Origin of the sequence: Actinoplanes cyaneus, assembly GCF_016862095.1 — a bacterium.
GTDB classification, from domain to species: Bacteria; Actinomycetota; Actinomycetes; order Mycobacteriales; family Micromonosporaceae; genus Actinoplanes; species Actinoplanes cyaneus.
Genome location: NZ_BOMH01000066.1, coordinates 115,019 through 129,825 on the forward strand (window position 1 = coordinate 115,019; position 14,807 = coordinate 129,825).

At 70.9% G+C, this 14,807-nt stretch carries 12 protein-coding genes; 5 read left to right on the forward strand and 7 right to left on the reverse strand.

Features of this window, described 5'->3' with window-relative positions; genetic code table 11:
- Nucleotides 1–12 precede the first annotated feature (12 nt).
- From Acy02nite_RS37980 to Acy02nite_RS37990, 3 genes are read left to right on the forward strand one after another with little or no spacing between them, the layout of a single operon-like run.
- On the forward strand, nt 13–2,196 hold the full coding sequence (locus Acy02nite_RS37980) for a glycoside hydrolase family 3 N-terminal domain-containing protein (RefSeq protein ID WP_239175567.1): 2,184 nt from the start codon (nt 13–15) through the stop codon (nt 2,194–2,196).
- 47 nt (nt 2,197–2,243) lie between these two features.
- Entirely contained in the window at nt 2,244–2,585 is a 342-nt protein-coding gene (locus tag Acy02nite_RS47820) for a MerR family transcriptional regulator (protein ID WP_203752628.1), read from the forward strand.
- Nucleotides 2,585–2,899, forward strand: a complete 315-nt coding sequence (locus Acy02nite_RS37990) for a hypothetical protein (RefSeq protein ID WP_203752631.1) — start codon at nt 2,585–2,587, stop codon at nt 2,897–2,899. Before Acy02nite_RS47820 ends, Acy02nite_RS37990 begins: the two co-directional genes overlap by 1 nt.
- A gap of 2 nt (nt 2,900–2,901) precedes the next feature.
- Here Acy02nite_RS37990 and Acy02nite_RS37995 read toward each other — a convergent pair whose 3' ends face one another.
- Together Acy02nite_RS37995 and Acy02nite_RS38000 are read right to left on the reverse strand one after the other, a co-directional pair.
- Complete coding sequence (locus tag Acy02nite_RS37995; protein ID WP_203752634.1) at nt 2,902–3,057, reverse strand: hypothetical protein; 156 nt, start codon at nt 3,055–3,057, stop codon at nt 2,902–2,904.
- 119 nt (nt 3,058–3,176) lie between these two features.
- Nucleotides 3,177–4,130 carry a ketopantoate reductase family protein gene (locus Acy02nite_RS38000; RefSeq protein ID WP_203752637.1) on the reverse strand — a complete coding sequence of 318 codons (954 nt, stop codon included), beginning with the start codon at nt 4,128–4,130 and terminating at the stop codon, nt 3,177–3,179.
- Nucleotides 4,131–4,241: 111 nt separating this feature from the next.
- Here Acy02nite_RS38000 and Acy02nite_RS38005 point away from each other — a divergent pair, with 111 nt between their 5' ends.
- Entirely contained in the window at nt 4,242–4,811 is a 570-nt protein-coding gene (locus Acy02nite_RS38005) for a TetR/AcrR family transcriptional regulator (protein ID WP_203752640.1), read from the forward strand.
- Nucleotides 4,812–4,924: 113 nt separating this feature from the next.
- Here the strand turns inward: Acy02nite_RS38005 and Acy02nite_RS38010 are convergent, their stop codons facing one another.
- From Acy02nite_RS38010 to Acy02nite_RS38025, 4 genes are all read right to left on the reverse strand, one after another.
- Complete coding sequence (locus Acy02nite_RS38010) at nt 4,925–5,842, reverse strand: pectate lyase family protein (RefSeq protein WP_203752643.1); 918 nt, start codon at nt 5,840–5,842, stop codon at nt 4,925–4,927.
- Nucleotides 5,842–6,810, reverse strand: coding sequence for a pectate lyase family protein (locus tag Acy02nite_RS38015; protein WP_203752646.1), 969 nt, complete (start codon nt 6,808–6,810; stop codon nt 5,842–5,844). The genes Acy02nite_RS38010 and Acy02nite_RS38015 overlap by 1 nt, the downstream gene beginning before the upstream one ends.
- Nucleotides 6,811–6,815: 5 nt before the next feature.
- Complete coding sequence (locus tag Acy02nite_RS38020; RefSeq protein ID WP_203752649.1) at nt 6,816–8,411, reverse strand: pectate lyase family protein; 1,596 nt, start codon at nt 8,409–8,411, stop codon at nt 6,816–6,818.
- Nucleotides 8,412–8,682: 271 nt separating this feature from the next.
- On the reverse strand, nt 8,683–10,806 hold the full coding sequence (locus Acy02nite_RS38025) for a cellulase family glycosylhydrolase (protein ID WP_203752652.1): 2,124 nt from the start codon (nt 10,804–10,806) through the stop codon (nt 8,683–8,685).
- A gap of 183 nt (nt 10,807–10,989) precedes the next feature.
- Between Acy02nite_RS38025 and Acy02nite_RS38030 the strand changes: the two genes are divergently transcribed.
- Entirely contained in the window at nt 10,990–13,797 is a 2,808-nt protein-coding gene (locus Acy02nite_RS38030; protein WP_203752655.1) for an AfsR/SARP family transcriptional regulator, read from the forward strand.
- Here the strand turns inward: Acy02nite_RS38030 and Acy02nite_RS38035 are convergent.
- On the reverse strand, nt 13,791–14,807 hold a 1,017-nt coding region (locus Acy02nite_RS38035), incomplete at its 5' end, for a glycoside hydrolase family 26 protein (protein ID WP_203752658.1). The genes Acy02nite_RS38030 and Acy02nite_RS38035 overlap by 7 nt on opposite strands.

The following is a 14,807-nucleotide window of genomic DNA, read 5'->3' on the forward strand; positions in this document are numbered from 1 at the left end:
ATGGGAGCCGCCATGCCCCGGATCGTTCGCACGGTCGCCGGAACGCTGGCCGCGGTCCTGCTCACCGGTCTCGCGGCCAGCCCGTCCGCCGCTGACGTGCTCCCCTACCTCGACCCGTCCCTGCCGGTCGCCGACCGGGTCACCGACCTGCTCGGCCGGATGACGCCGGACGACAAGACCGGCCAGCTGGTGCAGGGTGAACGCGCCACCGCGGGCCCGGCCGACGTCACCTCGCTGCGGCTGGGCTCGGTGCTCTCCGGCGGCGGCTCCGCGCCCACCCCGAACACCCCGGCGGCCTGGGCCGACATGTACGACAGCTACCAGCGGGCCGCCCTGGCCACGCCACTGAAGATCCCGATGCTGTACGGGATCGACGCGGTCCACGGCAACAACAACGTGGCGGGCGCGACGATCTTCCCGCACAACGTCGGGCTCGGCGCGACCCGCGATCCGGCCCTGGTGCAGCGGGTCGGCCAGATCACCGCACAGGAGGTGACCGCCGCCGGGCAGGACTGGACGTTCGCGCCGTGCGTCTGTGTGGCCCGCGACGACCGGTGGGGCCGCACGTACGAGTCGTTCGGCGAGACGCCCGAGCTGGTCTCGTCGATGACCACGATCGTCACGGGGCTGCAGGACGAGGGCGTGCTGGCCACCGCGAAGCACTACCTCGGCGACGGCGGCACCACCAACGGCGTCGACCAGGGCGACACCCAGCTCACCGAGGCGCAGCTGCGGGCGATCCACCTGCCCCCGTTCCGGGCCGCCGTCGAGCGCGGCGCCGGATCGATCATGATCTCGTTCAACAGCGTCGGCGGGCAGAAGATGACGGCCAACCGCCACCTGATCATCGACGTGCTCAAGGGCGAGCTCGGCTTCACCGGGTTCACCGTGTCCGACTGGGCGGCGGTGGACCAGCTGGACGGGCGGCCCGGCTTCACCGCGGCCGAGGTCGCCGACGCGGTCAACGCCGGGCTGGACATGCTGATGGTGCCCGAGGACGTGAGCCGGTTCGTCGGCTACCTCCGCGCCGGCGTGCAGTCCGGGCAGATCCCGATGTCGCGGGTGGACGACGCGAACCGGCGGATCCTCACCAAGAAGTTCGAGCTCGGGCTCTTCGAGCACCCGTACGCCGACCGGTCCGGCATCGCGCAGATCGGCAGCGCCGAGCACCGGGCGGTCGCCCGGCAGGCCGTCCGCGAGTCGCAGGTGCTGCTCAAGAACGACGGCATCCTGCCGCTGGCACCCTCCGCGAAGATCTTCGTGGCCGGCAAGAGCGCCGACGACCTGGGCAACCAGAGCGGCGGCTGGACGATGAGCTGGCAGGGTGCGAGCGGCGCCACGATCAGCGGAACGTCGATCCTGGCCGGGCTGCGGGCCGCCGCGAGCTCGGTGACCTACAGCCGGGACGGTTCCGGGATCGACGGCAGCTACACGGCCGCGATCGCGGTGGTCGGCGAGACCCCGTACGCCGAGGGCAAGGGCGACCGCTCGACGCTGCCCGGCCTGGACGCCGACGATCGCGCGGTGCTGTCCCGGCTGCGCGCGGCCGGCGTCCCGGTGATCACCGTGCTCGTCTCCGGCCGCCCGCTGGACGTCGCCGCCGACCTGCCCGGCTGGAACGCCCTGCTCGCCGCGTGGCTGCCCGGCAGCGAGGGCGCGGGCGTGGCCGACGTGCTGCTCGGCGCCTACGCCCCCACCGGGAAACTGCCGGTGACCTGGCCACAGTCCGCCGGCCAGGAGCCGATCAACGACGGGGACGGCAAAACCCCGCTCTTCCCGTACGGCCATGGCCTGACCTTCACCACGAACGATCCCGATCCGACACCGTCCACGTCCACCACCCCGTCACCGTCACCCTCCACCTCGCCGAGTCCCGTGCCGGCCGGGTGCCGGGTCGCCTACAGCACCAGCGACTGGTCGACCGGTTTCACCGGCACGGTGGGCGTCACCAACACCGGCGCCACCGCGATCCCCTCGTGGAAGCTGACCTGGACCTGGCCCGCGGCGCAGACGGTGACCCAGTCGTGGTCGGCCCGGGTCACCCAGTCCGGCGCCACGGTCACCGCCGTGGGCGAGACGTGGAACGCCGGACTCGCGCCGGGCGCCACGCTCAGCTTCGGTTTCAACGCCACGCACAGCGGCGCCAATCCGCGTCCGGCGGCGTTCGCCCTCAACGGCACGCCGTGCACCACCTGATCGGGCACGCTTGACTTTGACGTGACGTCAACGTCTCCAATAGAGCAATGCGTATCGGCGAGCTGGCCGCGCTGGTCGGAGTGACCACCCGTACCGTGCGGCACTACCACCACCTCGGGCTGCTGCCCGAACCGGAGCGGACCCCCAGCGGCCATGCCCTCACCGCGCGGATGGACGCGATTGCCGGTGCGGACCCGTCCGACCCGCGGGTCGCCGCGCTCGCCGCCGAGTTCGCGGCACATCTGCCCGCCGAGATGGCCGCGGCGATGGTGGCCGGTCTCGAACAGGCGGGGAGCAGCCACTGGCTGGACCTGATGACCTCCGAGCTCGCCTCGGCCCAGGTCGAGGTGCTGCGCCTGTTGGTGACGACGCTCAAGGAGCGCGCCTGATGCCGGCGATCGTCCGAGCAGCCCTCTTCGCGATCCTGCCGATGGAGGTGCTGCTCGCCGTCCTGCTGGTCTCCGGCGTCGCGCTGCCACGCCCGGTCGTCATCGCCGCCGAGCTCGTCGTGCTGACAGTGCTGCTGCTGGAGGCATCAGTGCTGTGGCGGCGTTACCGCGCTCTGCGGCAGGACGGTGCCCGGCGCAGAACGGCCCTGCGCGGCGCATTCGAGCGGACGCCACCTGGTCTGCGCGCCGGGCCGGTACGCGAAAGGGCGCCCACCCGTGGGTGGGACGCCCTTGTCAGCGCTGCCTGCTGGTAAGGCTAGAACCAGACTTTTCGGCCACCGACCGGGCGGCCGACGGCACCGAGGATCCAGAGCACGGCACCGATCACCAGGAGAACGATGCCGATCGTGTACAGCATCGGGATCGACAGGAAGATGCCCAACAGCAAGAGGATGAGACCCACAACCAGCATGACTTGCTCCGTTCCGCTGGCGGGCCTTTCCCGCCGGGCCGCCTTGTACCCAGCACGTCGAAAAGCTAATCCGATCGATGGCGGCACCACCACGGTGGAGGAACGGCCGGACCTCCCCTTCAGACAGTTCTCTCGGCGGCGAAGTAGGGCTCGGCTGCCTCCAATCGCGGCACCGGCACGCCCAGGCGGCGGGCTTCGGCGAGGGTGTCACGGCACACCGCGCGCAACTCCTCGGGGTTGGCGTGCGCCTCCATCACCGTGCGCATCGGCGGGAAGTGACCGAAGAGCCAGGCGAGCACCGGCGCCACCAGCCAGACAGGAGCGGTGAACGGCAGCACCTCGCCGCGATGTCGTCGCAGGTCGACGCCGCGTGCCTCGGCGAGCGGCAGCAGTTCGCGGGTGGCAAGAATCGCCTCGCGCACGGTGCGTGGTCTCCCGGCCAGCTCGGCGAGGGAGCCGAGCTTCAGGCTCTGCGTGTGCAGGCCCGCGTTCTGGATGAAGTGGATCGTCAACCAGCCCCGGAAGTCGGCGCTCTCCCGGATCCGGAACCCGGCCTGGCGGAACGCCGCGCGCACGGCTTGCGCCCGCTCGGCCGGCGGCTCGCCGAGCGTGCCGAAGAAGACCATGGGGAGCAGGGCGGCCCGCAGCACGCCGTCGTCGCCGAAGCCGCCACCGGCGCCGGGGAAACCCCAGGCCACCTGCTCGGCCGGCAGGGCGTCGACCGCGGCCGACGGCTCGACCCACAGGTTGTTGAAGACGAGCACCGTCGCCTTGCCGACGCGCGGCGCCAGGAAGGACACCGCCTCGGCGAAACCGTAGTGCTGCACGCTCAGCACGATCAGGTCGAAGTCGTGGTCCGGCTCCAGCGATTCGCGGTACCGCACCGGCCATTTCTCGGCGACGCGCCGGCCCCGCACCCGGCGCCGCGCGTCGAGCAGCTCGAGGTCGATCGCCATCCCGTACTGCGCCGCCCGGCCGGGACGGACGTAGAACTCGATCTCGTGCCCGGCCTGCTCCAACGCCCACCCGTACGCCACGGCGATGACGCCCCGGCCGAACATCAGGATCTTCATAACGCACCTCATGGCCAGGACGCCCCCGGCTCGGCGAGGTCGCCTACAATTGGAGATCGTCTCCACTTCCAAGATATGGAGACTATCTCCACTTGTCAAAGGAGGCACCGGGTGACCGCTGCCAAGCCGTTGCGTGCCGACGCCCGGCGCAACCGTGACGCCCTGCTCGCCAAGGCTCGTGAGCTGTTCGCCAGCGGGTGCTTCGACCTGCGGTTCGACGACTTCGCCAAGCTGGCGGGCGTGGGCACGGGCACGCTCTACCGGCACTTCCCGACCCGTGCGGCACTGGCTGAGGCGGTCTATCGTGAAGAGCTCACCGCGATGTGCGCCCGCGCCGGCGAGCTGCAGGCCACACTGCCCGCGGCGGAAGCGCTGGCGGCGTTCCTGCGCGGCTTCGTCAACCATCTGCACACCCACCTGGGCCTGGCTCGCACGCTCGCCACCCTGATGGCCACGCGTTCGGACGCCCTCGCCGACGGCGGCCGGGAACTGGACCGGGCCATGGCCGGCCTGCTGGCCGCGGGCGTCGAGGAAGGCACCATCCGCGACGACGTGGGGGCCGGCGCCGTCATGATGGTCCTGCAGGGCATCTGTACGGCCTGTGACGAACCGGGCTCACGGGAGGACGCGGACGGCGCCGTCACCCTGCTGCTCGACGGCCTGCGCCGCCGCCCGTCCTGAGACACGACGACGTTGTTCCGGGCGTGAGCTTGCCGGCTGGTTCTCACCGTCGTTGTCGCGGTGGACAACGACGGCGAGAACCAGCCCGCCGAGCGTGCGGCGGAGGGGCGCGGTCAGGTCCGGCCGGCACCCGCCCCGGCCCGGACCAGCGCCGGCACCAAGGAGACCGGGTCGAGGGTGTACGCGTAGTACGTGCGCGGCTCGACCACCGCACCGCCGGCCTCGCACCCGCCCGAGCCGGTGAACACGTTGCCACGCTGCACCAGCCGCCCCGGCCCGCTGTCGGCGTATCCGCTGGTGGAGTAGCACGGGTGCGGGACCGCGGTGAAGGTGTTCGCCTCGACCACGACGCCCGCGTTCATTGTGGACGCGACGCCGTAGAGCTCGTTGCCCTCGAAGAGGTTGTTGTAGACGTGCACGGGCTCACCGAACCGGACCCGCGGGTGCCGCTGCCGGGAGCCGTCGAACCAGTTGTGGTGGATGGTGACCCTTAGGTGGCCCACGTCGGTGGAGGAGGCGCCGTCGGAGTGCCCGAGCAGCATGCTCTTGTCGGTGCCGGCGAAGTGGTTCCACGACACCGTGACGAAGTCGGCGCCGCGCACGATGTCGACGGAGCCGTCCACCGGCCGTACGAACGTGTTGTGATCGATCCAGATGTGGTGGGACTGCTGACCGATGTTGATCGCGTCGTCCTCGGCGTCGACGAACGTCAGGTTGCGGACGATCACGTTGGACGAGCGGTAGAAGTCGAAGCCACCGCCGGTGATCGTCGGGTTCGCGCCGACGCCCACGATCGTCTTGCCGGGGCGTACGCCCTGTTTGCTGGTGATGGCGATCGTCCCGGACACCTGGATGACCAGCGGGCCGACCGTGTCGATCGCGTCGAGCAGCTCGTCGGTGGTGTCGACGGCGACCGTCGGCCCGGCGACCCCGCCCGTGGTGCCGGAGGCGAAACCGTCGGCGGCAGCGGCGGCCGGCGCGGCGACGGCCAGGCCGCCGGAGAGCAGCAGGGTGGTCAGGAACGTGTGCATCAGATCCTCCCCACTCCGGCGCCGGCGGTGACCAGCGACGGTACGGACGTGGCCGGGTCCAGCGTGTACCCGTAGTAGGTGCGCGGCTCGGCGACCGTGCCACCCGCCTCGCAGGTCCCCGAGTTACGGAACGCGTTGTCGCGCTGCACGAGCCGGCCCGGGTTGCTCTCCGCGTAACCACCGGTCGAGTAGCACGGGTAGGCGACGTTCTCGAAGAAGTTGCCCTCGGCGACCACGCCCGCGTTCTCGGTGGACGCGATGCCGTAGAGCCCGATGTCGCGGTAGTAGTTGTTGTAGACGTGCACCGGCTCACCGAAGCGGACCCGCGGATGCCGCTGGTTGGAGCCGTCGAACAGGTTGTGGTGGTAACTGACCCGCAGGTAGCCGACGTCGGACGTGAACGTGTCGGAGTGCCCGAGCAGCATGGTCTTGTCAGTGCCGGAGAACCGGTTCCAGGACACCGTGACGTAGGTCGACTGCCGCTTGATGTCGAGGGAGCCGTCGTACGCCGGCAGGAATTCGTTGTGGTCGATCCACACGTGGTGCGCCTTGTTGGTGACGCTGATCGAGTCGTCGGAGGCGCCGCTGAACCGGAGGTTGCGGATGATCACGTTGGTGCCCGGCCGGGTGGTCGTCCCCAGTTGCAGGCCGCCGCCGGTGATCTCGGCGGTCGAGCCGACCCCGAGGATGCTCTTGTTCGCGACCACGGTGACCATGCCGCCCACCGAGATCCGACCGGCGACCATGATCGTGTACGGGGTGTTCGCGCCGGCGTAGCGGGCCAGGTCGGCGGCGGTGCTGACGGTGACCGTCGGCCCGGCCGCCCCGCCGGTGGTGCCGGTGAGGCCGAGCGCTGTCACCGACGCGAACCCGTCCGCCGTGGACGGCGCCGCGCCGGCCGGTTGCGGCACGGTGAGCAGGGCGGTCATGGCCAGGGCGACGACGCCCGCGGTGCGGAGCTTGCGCATGCCGATCACACCTTTCCGGTGCCGGCGCCGGCGGTGACGATGGCCTTCACCGCGTTCGGATCGTCCACGGTGTACGAGTAGTAGGCCGACGCCTCCTGCACGGTGCCGCTGCAATCGGGGGTGCCGGACTCCCCGACGAAGACGTTGTTGCGGGCCACGCAGCGGCCGGCCGGACCGGCGTAGGTGTTGGTGACCGGCTCCTCGACGTCCTCGAAGTAGTTGCCCTCGACCAGGCAGCCGGCGGTGTTCTGGCAGGCCACCCCGGTGTCGGTGTTGTAGAAGTAGTAGTTGTTGTAGACGTGCACCGGCTCGCCGAAGCGGACCCGCGGGTTGCGCTGCGGCGTCGCGTCGAACCAGTTGTGGTGGTAGGTGACCTTCAGCCGCCCGGTGTCCTGGGCGCCGTTGCCGTCGTCGTGACCCAGCAGCATGTTCTTGGTGTGGTGGTGGGTGTGGTTCCACGACACGGTCACGTAGGACGAGCCGCGCTTGATGTCGATCAGCCCGTCGTAGCCCTGCGCCAGGTCGTTGTGGTCGATCCACACGTGGTGCGAGAACATCTGCACGTTGATCGAGTCGTCGCTGGCGTTGCGGAACGTCAGGTTCTGGATGATCACGTTGCGGACCGCGTCGGCGGGCGGGGTGGTCACGGCCGAGACCGGCAGCCCGATGTTCAGGCCGCCGCCGGTGATGCCCGCTGTCGAGCCGACCCCGACGATCGACTTGTTGCTGGTCACGTCGTACATCCCGGCGGGCAGGGTGATGGTGCCGCTGACACAGATGGTGAGCGGCCCGACCGTGGCGATGGCGGTCAGCAGCTCGGCGGCCGTGTCGACCGCGACGGACGGTCCCCCGGCGCCGCCGGTCGTGCCGTTCTGGCCCCACGCGGTGACGGTGGCGAACCCGGCCGGCGAGCCGGTGACCGCGCAGTTCCCGGGCGGCGGCGGGGACGTGGTCTTCGGCGGCGTGGAGCCGCTGGGGCTGGGCCCGGCCGTGGCGGTGTCCACGACGACGTCGTCGTAGGAGGCGCTGGCGTACGCCGCGAGCAGCCCGATCCGGCCGGAGCCGAACGTGCTGTCGGCGGCCTCGACGACCTGCGCGCCGTCCACCGAGCCGCGCAGGGTGGCGCCGCGCACGCTCAGCGCCAGGGTGTGCCAGGTGCCCGTTCCCGCGCCGGTCGCGGCGGTGGACAGCACGGTGGCCGTGCCGCCGGAGACGCGTTGCAGTTGCACCGCGCCGCCGCCGGTCAGGACCAGCGCGTAGTACGCGCTCGACGACTGGACGCGGGCGGCCACGCCGACCGTGCGGGCGGAGGAGCCGAACGTGATCGGCTTGACGCGGGCCTGGACGGTGTAATCCGTCCAGGAGGTGGTGCCGGCCAGGATCCGGGCGTTGGCGCTGGTGCTGGTCTGGCGCAGGGCCGGCGAGCCGTCGGTGACGACCGACCAGGAGCCGCCGGACCGGCTCCAGCCGTTGGCGTCGCCGTCGTCGAAGGTGTCGCCGAAGAGGGTCTCGGCATACGCCGGGCCGGTCAGCATCGTGGCGAGAAGCGTGGCCGACGCGGCGATCGCGGCGCCGGTGATGATCCATCGGGAGCGTTTCATGTCGCATCCTCTGGTGGGAGAAGGTTCAATCACACGGACGCGCGGAATCACCACCGAGGCGGCCGGCGGTGAGGTGATCACGATTGATCAATGCGCGGTGGAAAACGCTTTCCGGCTGGTTAACGTCCGCGAAACCTTGACCCGACCATAGATATGTAAATCGGCGACAGTCAATGCAATCCGTTTGCAGGAATGTTGCAGACCGTTTCCGACAATCACCGGGGGTAAGGTACGCACCCGGCGCGAGCATCACGCTCGCGCCGGGTACGCGTCAGCGGGTGATGCGGAGGTCGTCCACGTAACCGCGGTAGCCGCCGGTCGCGGCCGCCTGGTCGTAGCCGAGGTCCAGCTGGGTGATCCTCTTGCCGGCGGCGACCCCGCCGAGCGGGACGCTGACGAAGTTCCAGGCGTCCAGAGTCAACTTCCCGCACTGGTACGCCGGGTGGGCGCGATTGCCGCGCTGATCCTTGGCGCCGGAGTCACGCAGGTTGGTGCGCGCGCCGGTGGCGGGATCCACCAGGATCAGGTCGGCCGCGACGCACGAGCTGTTGGTGCCGGTGGCCAGCCCCCAACTGGTCGCGCCGCTCTGCGGATAGATCCAGTACGACAGCCGGGTGGTCGGCGTGACCGTCAGCTCCCCGAAGCCGAACACCTTGGTGTACGCGTACGACGAGCTCGCGCTGTTGTCCTTGCCCGAGTACGTCAGCGCCCGGCCACCCGAACGCGCGGCCGCATTGGTCCCGCTGAACAACTCCGGACCGGTCAGTGAGCCGGTGATGCCGCCGACGTTGCGCAGGCCGCCGCCGGGCGCCGTACCGGAGACGGTGTTGGTCCAGGTGTTGCCTGCCTGGAACTCCTCCACCCCGCTGGCGAACAGGTCGCCGGAGTTCCAGCTCGGCTCGGTCTGGTTCGCCGGCTGCAGCACCAGTGCGCCGTCGTCGCCGAGCCGCAGCGTCGAGTCGCCCCGGCCCTGGCTGCCGGTGGCCCACAGCGGCCGGTCGGCGTAGTCGTAGAGGACCAGGTTGCCGTCGTGCTGAACCGAGAGCCGGTACGCCTTCTGACCGCCCTGCACCCACACGGCCTTCGGCGTGGCGCCGCGCACGTCGTAGAGGACCAGGTTGCCGTCCGCCTGCATCCAGAGCGTGTACTGGCCGTTGGCGGACCTCAGCGCCGCGCCGCGGAACAGTGACCGGCCGGGTGCGAGAGCAGGCAGCCAGTTGTCGCCGTTCAGCACCTCCCGCAGATCGCTGTACATCGGCTCCTTCGGCCGGCCGGCGCTGTCCCGCAGACCGAAGTGGCACTCCCCGTCGGCCGGGTTCTTCACGCATAGTTCGTGGCTTGCCGCGGTGTCCTGGAACGAGTAGAGGAACAGCGGCCCGGTGTACGGCCGGGACCGCCACATCCGCACGCCTTCCTCGAGGGCGTCGCGGACCCGCTCCAGGGTCTGCGGCTGCCGGGAGCCCTGGCTCGGGAACCCGAACTCGGTGCCCCAGATCTTCTTGCCCGCGTCGCCGTTGCGCACCATCACGTCGCGCACCGCGGCCAGGCCACCGCAGACCGGGTCGTCCGGCCCGAACCCGGACCAGTAGCGGTACCAGTTGACCGTGCCGTGGCACGGGTCCTGCGCGTACGACGGGATGTGGCCGCCGGTCCAGTCCGGGTACGGGTGGTAGGCGACGGCGTCCATGAATCGGGCCTTGCCGCTGCGGTACCCGTAGTCCAGCCAGTCACTGGCCTCGTTGTCGTTCTGGATGACGCCGTCCTTCTCGTAGACGTCACCGCCGCCCGAGCCACCGGCCAGCACCACACAGTCCGGGCAGGCGGAATCGATCTCGGTGTAGGCGTCCTCGACCAGCTCCCAGTAGCGCTGCATCCGGGCGGTGGTGCTGTTGTCGCCGTAGCTGGCGAAGCGCGCGAAGTTCGGCTCGTTCCAGATCTCGTACGCCTGCACCTTGGGACCGAAGTGCGCCACCGTCTGCCGGACGATCGTCTTCCAGGTCTCGTCGTCGGCCGGCAGCCAGTTCGGCTCCCTGCCCCCGTTGGCCCAGCTCGGCGCGTAGTCGAGGATCAGCAGCACCCGCACGCCGCGCGCGTAGGCGGCGTCGATGTTCTGGTCCAGCTTCTGCCAGTTCAGCGCGCCGTCCCTGGTCGGCTGCACCTGATCCCACTGCAGGTCGAGGCGGACGATCGGCTTCTTCTCGCCGAGGTAGTCGTCCATCGCCGCGATCCGCTCCGGGCGGCCCTCGGTGTCACTGCCGTCACTGAAACCCACGTCGGCCGACGTGAAGACGTACGGGTCAGCGACCGCCGCCGGGTCTGCCGAAGCGGGTGGTGCGACACCGATGACCGCCGCGGCCACGATCGGGACGATGCTCCACGCGGAGATCCTCCTCATCAATCCTCCCCCGAGGTCACCCGGACACCCGCCGGGCGACATCGAACCGTATCAAGGTGCCGATCACGGTCCGGGCGAGGAGCGGCGGCCCCGGTGGTGCGTGAGCCGCTACGGCGTGTGAGCTGAGCCTCCTCTTCCACCGCTCCGATCACTGTGGATGATCATCGGAGCTAGGGTGGCGGCGTGCTGTTCCGGGTGCTGGGCGCTGGCGAGTTCCCGGTGCCACTCGTGGCCGCCAAGCCCCGGCTGGTCGCCCTGCTGCTACTGACCAGTGGCAACCGTCCGGTGCCGCTCGACACCCTGGTCGACGAGGTGTGGCCGCAAGATCCGCCCACCTCGGCCGTGGCGAACCTACGCACCTACCTCTCCCAGCTACGCAAGCTGTTCCCTGGCCGGATCGGTTCCGGCACCGGTGGCTACCGGTTCGAGGTTCGGGCCGGCGAGCTCGACCTCGCCGAGTTCACCACCCTGGTCGCCGCGGGGCGGGCCGCCGCCGTGGAGCAGCCGGTGGCGGCGCGGTCGAGCCTGGCCGCGGCGCTCGGGCTCTGGCGGGGGCAGCCCTTCGCCGGCGAGCCGGCCGGTCCGGTGCTGCAGGCGCGGGCCGCCGCGACGCGGGACGACTATCTCGCGGCGGTCGAGCTGTACAGCGAGCTGCTGCTCCGCGACGGCGACCCGGCCGCGGCGCGGACCCTGCTGACAAAGGTCGTGCACGAGCACCCGCTGCGCGAGCGTCTGCGCAGCCTGCTGGTGCTGGCGCTCTACCGCTGCGGCGACCGGGCCGGGGCTCTGGTGGCGTACCACGAGGCACGCACGGCGCTTGCCACGGATCTGGGCATCGACCCGGGTCCGGAGCTCGCCGCGGTCTACCAGTCCGTGCTGCGCCTCGACCGGCGACCGCTGAACGCCCCGGCCGGCCTTGCGGCGCCCTTCCAACTGCCGCCGGCCGTGGCGGACTTCGTGGGTCGGGAGCCGGAGATGGCCCGCTTGGTGGAGCTGCTGCGACGGCGCGAGCCCGTCCCCGGCGCCGGGCTCACGGTCGTGCTGAGCGGCATGGCGGGCATCGGCAAGAGCGCCCTGGCAGCCCGCGTCGCGCACGAGGTGGCGGAACTGTTCCCCGACGGGTGCCTCTACGCCGATCTGCAGCGCACGGACGGTACCGCGACACCGCTGGATCACGTGCTCGGACGATTCCTGCGGGCCCTGGGTGTCCCCGGGGAAACGCTGCCCCGCGATCAGCAGGAGCGCGTCGACCAGCTCAGATCGGTGCTCACCGGGCGCCGGGTGCTGATCCTGGCCGACAATGCGGCCGAGGCCGCCCAGGTGCGGCAGCTGATACCGGGGCCGGGCAGTGTGCTGCTGGTGACGAGCCGGGCGCTGCTGACCGTGCCGGGGGCGCATCAGATGGAGCTGCGGCCGCTCGGCACGAAGGCGGGAGTGGCGCTGCTCGAACGGATCGCAGGCGCCGCCGCCGTGGCCGCCGAACCCGAGGCTGCCGCCGCCCTCACCGAGCTGTGCGGCGGGCTGCCGCTGGGCATCCGCGCGGTCGGCATGCGATCCGCGTCGATGCCGGGGCCGGCGCTGGCGAAGCTCGTGGCGCGGCTGTCCGACGAGCACCAGCGCCTCGACCGGCTGACGATCGGCGACCTCGACGTCCGGGCCAGTCTGGCGCTCAGCTACCGCCGGCTCGATCCGGCGGCGCTCGCCCTGCTGCGCACGATGAGCCTGCTGCCGCTGCGCACGTTCGCGCCGTGGCTGCTCGCGGCGCTGGCGGGGATCAGCGAACCGGAAGCCTTCGGGCTGGCCGAGCAGCTGTGTGACGCGCAGGTGCTCACCCGCGCCGGCGAGGAGCGCTACGCCCTGCACGACCTGGTCCGCCTGTCAGCGGGCGAACTGCCGGGACCGCCCGCAGGGGAGCTTGCCGCCGCGGCGGGACAGGTGTTCCTGGCGGCCGCGCTCACGGCCAACCAGCGGCTGCCGGGCCGGCCGATGACGCTGCCCGCCCCCACTTCGCCCACCGCTCGGGCCGGGGCCGCACCGGTGGAGTGGTTCGAGAACGAACTGGACGGCATCCGTACGCTGGTGCCGCGGCTGGCCGGCAGCGGCCAGGTGGACCTGGCCGCCCGCCTGGCGATCGCCACCGTCAACTTCTGCGTGCTGCGCGGGCGGGTCGACGACTGGGCCGCCACGCACGACGTGATCCCGGCCGACGCGGTCGCGTCGCCCGCCACCGCCGCGCTGCTCGCGTTGAGCATGGGCAGCCTGCACCGTTTCCGCGACGACAACCGCACGGCACTGCCCGAGCTGCGCCGGTCCTACGAGCTGTTCCGCGCACTGCACGACGCGGCCGGGATGGCGGAGGCCGCCCTCGGCTGGTCGGTCGCCTCCCGGCAACTGGGGCGCCTGGACGAGGCGCTCGCGGCCTACGACCGGGCGGCCCGGCTGCTGCCCGTGCTCGCGGACACGCCCGCCACCGGCTACATCCATCTGGCGTTCCGGCAGCCGATCAGCCCGTCGCCCGAGGAGGAGTCCGCGGCGCTGAGCCGGGCCCTTCGCATCTTCGAGGCGACCCATGACGCGTGGGGCGGCGCGGAGGCGCACACCTTCCTCGCGGCGGCCTACCGGCAACGGCAGCAGCCCGCGACCGCCGCCCGGCACGCGCGGGCAGCCGTGATCGCCTACACGGAACTGCGCGACGAGATGCAGCTGACGGTGGCCGAGATCGTGCTGGCCGAGGCGTATCTGGAACTCGGCTCGATCGAGCATGCCCGGGCCCTGGCCGCGCAGTGCCTGGCACGCGCGGCCCGGCTCGGGCACCGGTGGGGTGTCGCGTCCGCCGGACGCGTGGCCGGGCGCATCGAGTTGATCGAGGGCCGGCCCGCGGCGGCGGTCCTGTTACTGACCGCCGCCGAGGCCGGCTACCGCGAGATGGGACTCACGCAGGCCGCCGAGATGACCCGCTCACTGCTGGAGCAAGCCGGTCAAGATCACTGAGCCGCCGCGCCGACGACCTGCAGGTAGCGCGTGGCCGACTTCGGGTTGGTAGTCGTCGGGTAGACGTTCGACTTCCAACCGTCGGCGTCGTCGTCGTTGAAGTAGGACACGAAGGCGATCGAGCCGGGCTTCGCGCTGTCCTTCGCCTTCAGCCAGTCGTAGACGTAGGTGAGGAACTTCGGGTTGTCGCCACCGGAGTGGTTCGCCGAGACGTTGGCGGAGATGACGCCGAACTCGCCGAGGGCGAAGGGCAAACCCTTGGACTGGGCGAAGTCGTACCAGAAGTTCCAGCCGTAGGTCTTGGTGAAGTGGTTGTTGGCGCTGGCGTCGGACGTGAACGGTTCCCACCAGTCGTAGGAGTCGATGGCGACCACGTCGACCTTGCCGTCCACGAACAGCGTGCGCGGATCGGCGATGGTGTTGTTGCCGCTGACGCCCTCGTTCGGGTTGAACACGATCTTCAGTCCGGGTGCGGCACCGCGGATCAGGTCGGCCGCCCGGGAGAACTGGTTACGCCAGGTCGTCGCGTTCGTGGCGTGCGAGAAGCAGCAGTTCATCTCCCAGCCGAGACGGACATAGCCGTCCGGATCGGCCTCGGCGATGGAGCGCGCCAGGGCCCGCCAGTCGTCGTCCGTGCCGTAGTCGCCGTCGTCGGTCCACAGCGGCACCGAGAGGATGAAGTCGTCGGCGGCCTTCTCGAAGGTGCCCGGCACGGTGTTCGCCCACCAGGTGTTGAGTTGGGCGTCCCAGGTGGTACGGGTGGTGAAGGACACGATGTTGTCGACCGGCCGGCCGCGCCACTGCTGGAACTTCTCGGCCTGGTCGCCGCTGTGGCTGAAGAAGCCGCCGTCGGACCACGGCAGGCCCGAGCGGTGCTCGCTGTCACCGGCCGGGGGTGCGGTGCCGCCGTTGCCGGTCACCAGCGCGCTGTCGAAGGTGATCGACGAGCGGTCGGTCGACGACGCCGGATTACGCCGGCTGGTCATCGTCAGCACCAGCGTGTGCGTACC

What these genes read in the sequence shown, in the direction of transcription:
- Acy02nite_RS37980 (WP_239175567.1), top strand. Translation starts at nt 13, where the DNA reads ATGCCCCGGATCGTTCGCACGGTCGCCGGAACGCTGGCCGCGGTCCTG.
- Acy02nite_RS47820 (WP_203752628.1), top strand. Translation starts at nt 2,244, where the DNA reads ATGCGTATCGGCGAGCTGGCCGCGCTGGTCGGAGTGACCACCCGTACC.
- Acy02nite_RS37990 (WP_203752631.1), top strand. Translation starts at nt 2,585, where the DNA reads ATGCCGGCGATCGTCCGAGCAGCCCTCTTCGCGATCCTGCCGATGGAG.
- Acy02nite_RS37995 (WP_203752634.1), bottom strand. Translation starts at nt 3,057, where the DNA reads ATGCTGGTTGTGGGTCTCATCCTCTTGCTGTTGGGCATCTTCCTGTCG.
- Acy02nite_RS38000 (WP_203752637.1), bottom strand. Translation starts at nt 4,130, where the DNA reads ATGAAGATCCTGATGTTCGGCCGGGGCGTCATCGCCGTGGCGTACGGG.
- Acy02nite_RS38010 (WP_203752643.1), bottom strand. Translation starts at nt 5,842, where the DNA reads ATGCACACGTTCCTGACCACCCTGCTGCTCTCCGGCGGCCTGGCCGTC.
- Acy02nite_RS38015 (WP_203752646.1), bottom strand. Translation starts at nt 6,810, where the DNA reads ATGCGCAAGCTCCGCACCGCGGGCGTCGTCGCCCTGGCCATGACCGCC.
- Acy02nite_RS38020 (WP_203752649.1), bottom strand. Translation starts at nt 8,411, where the DNA reads ATGAAACGCTCCCGATGGATCATCACCGGCGCCGCGATCGCCGCGTCG.
- Acy02nite_RS38025 (WP_203752652.1), bottom strand. Translation starts at nt 10,806, where the DNA reads ATGAGGAGGATCTCCGCGTGGAGCATCGTCCCGATCGTGGCCGCGGCG.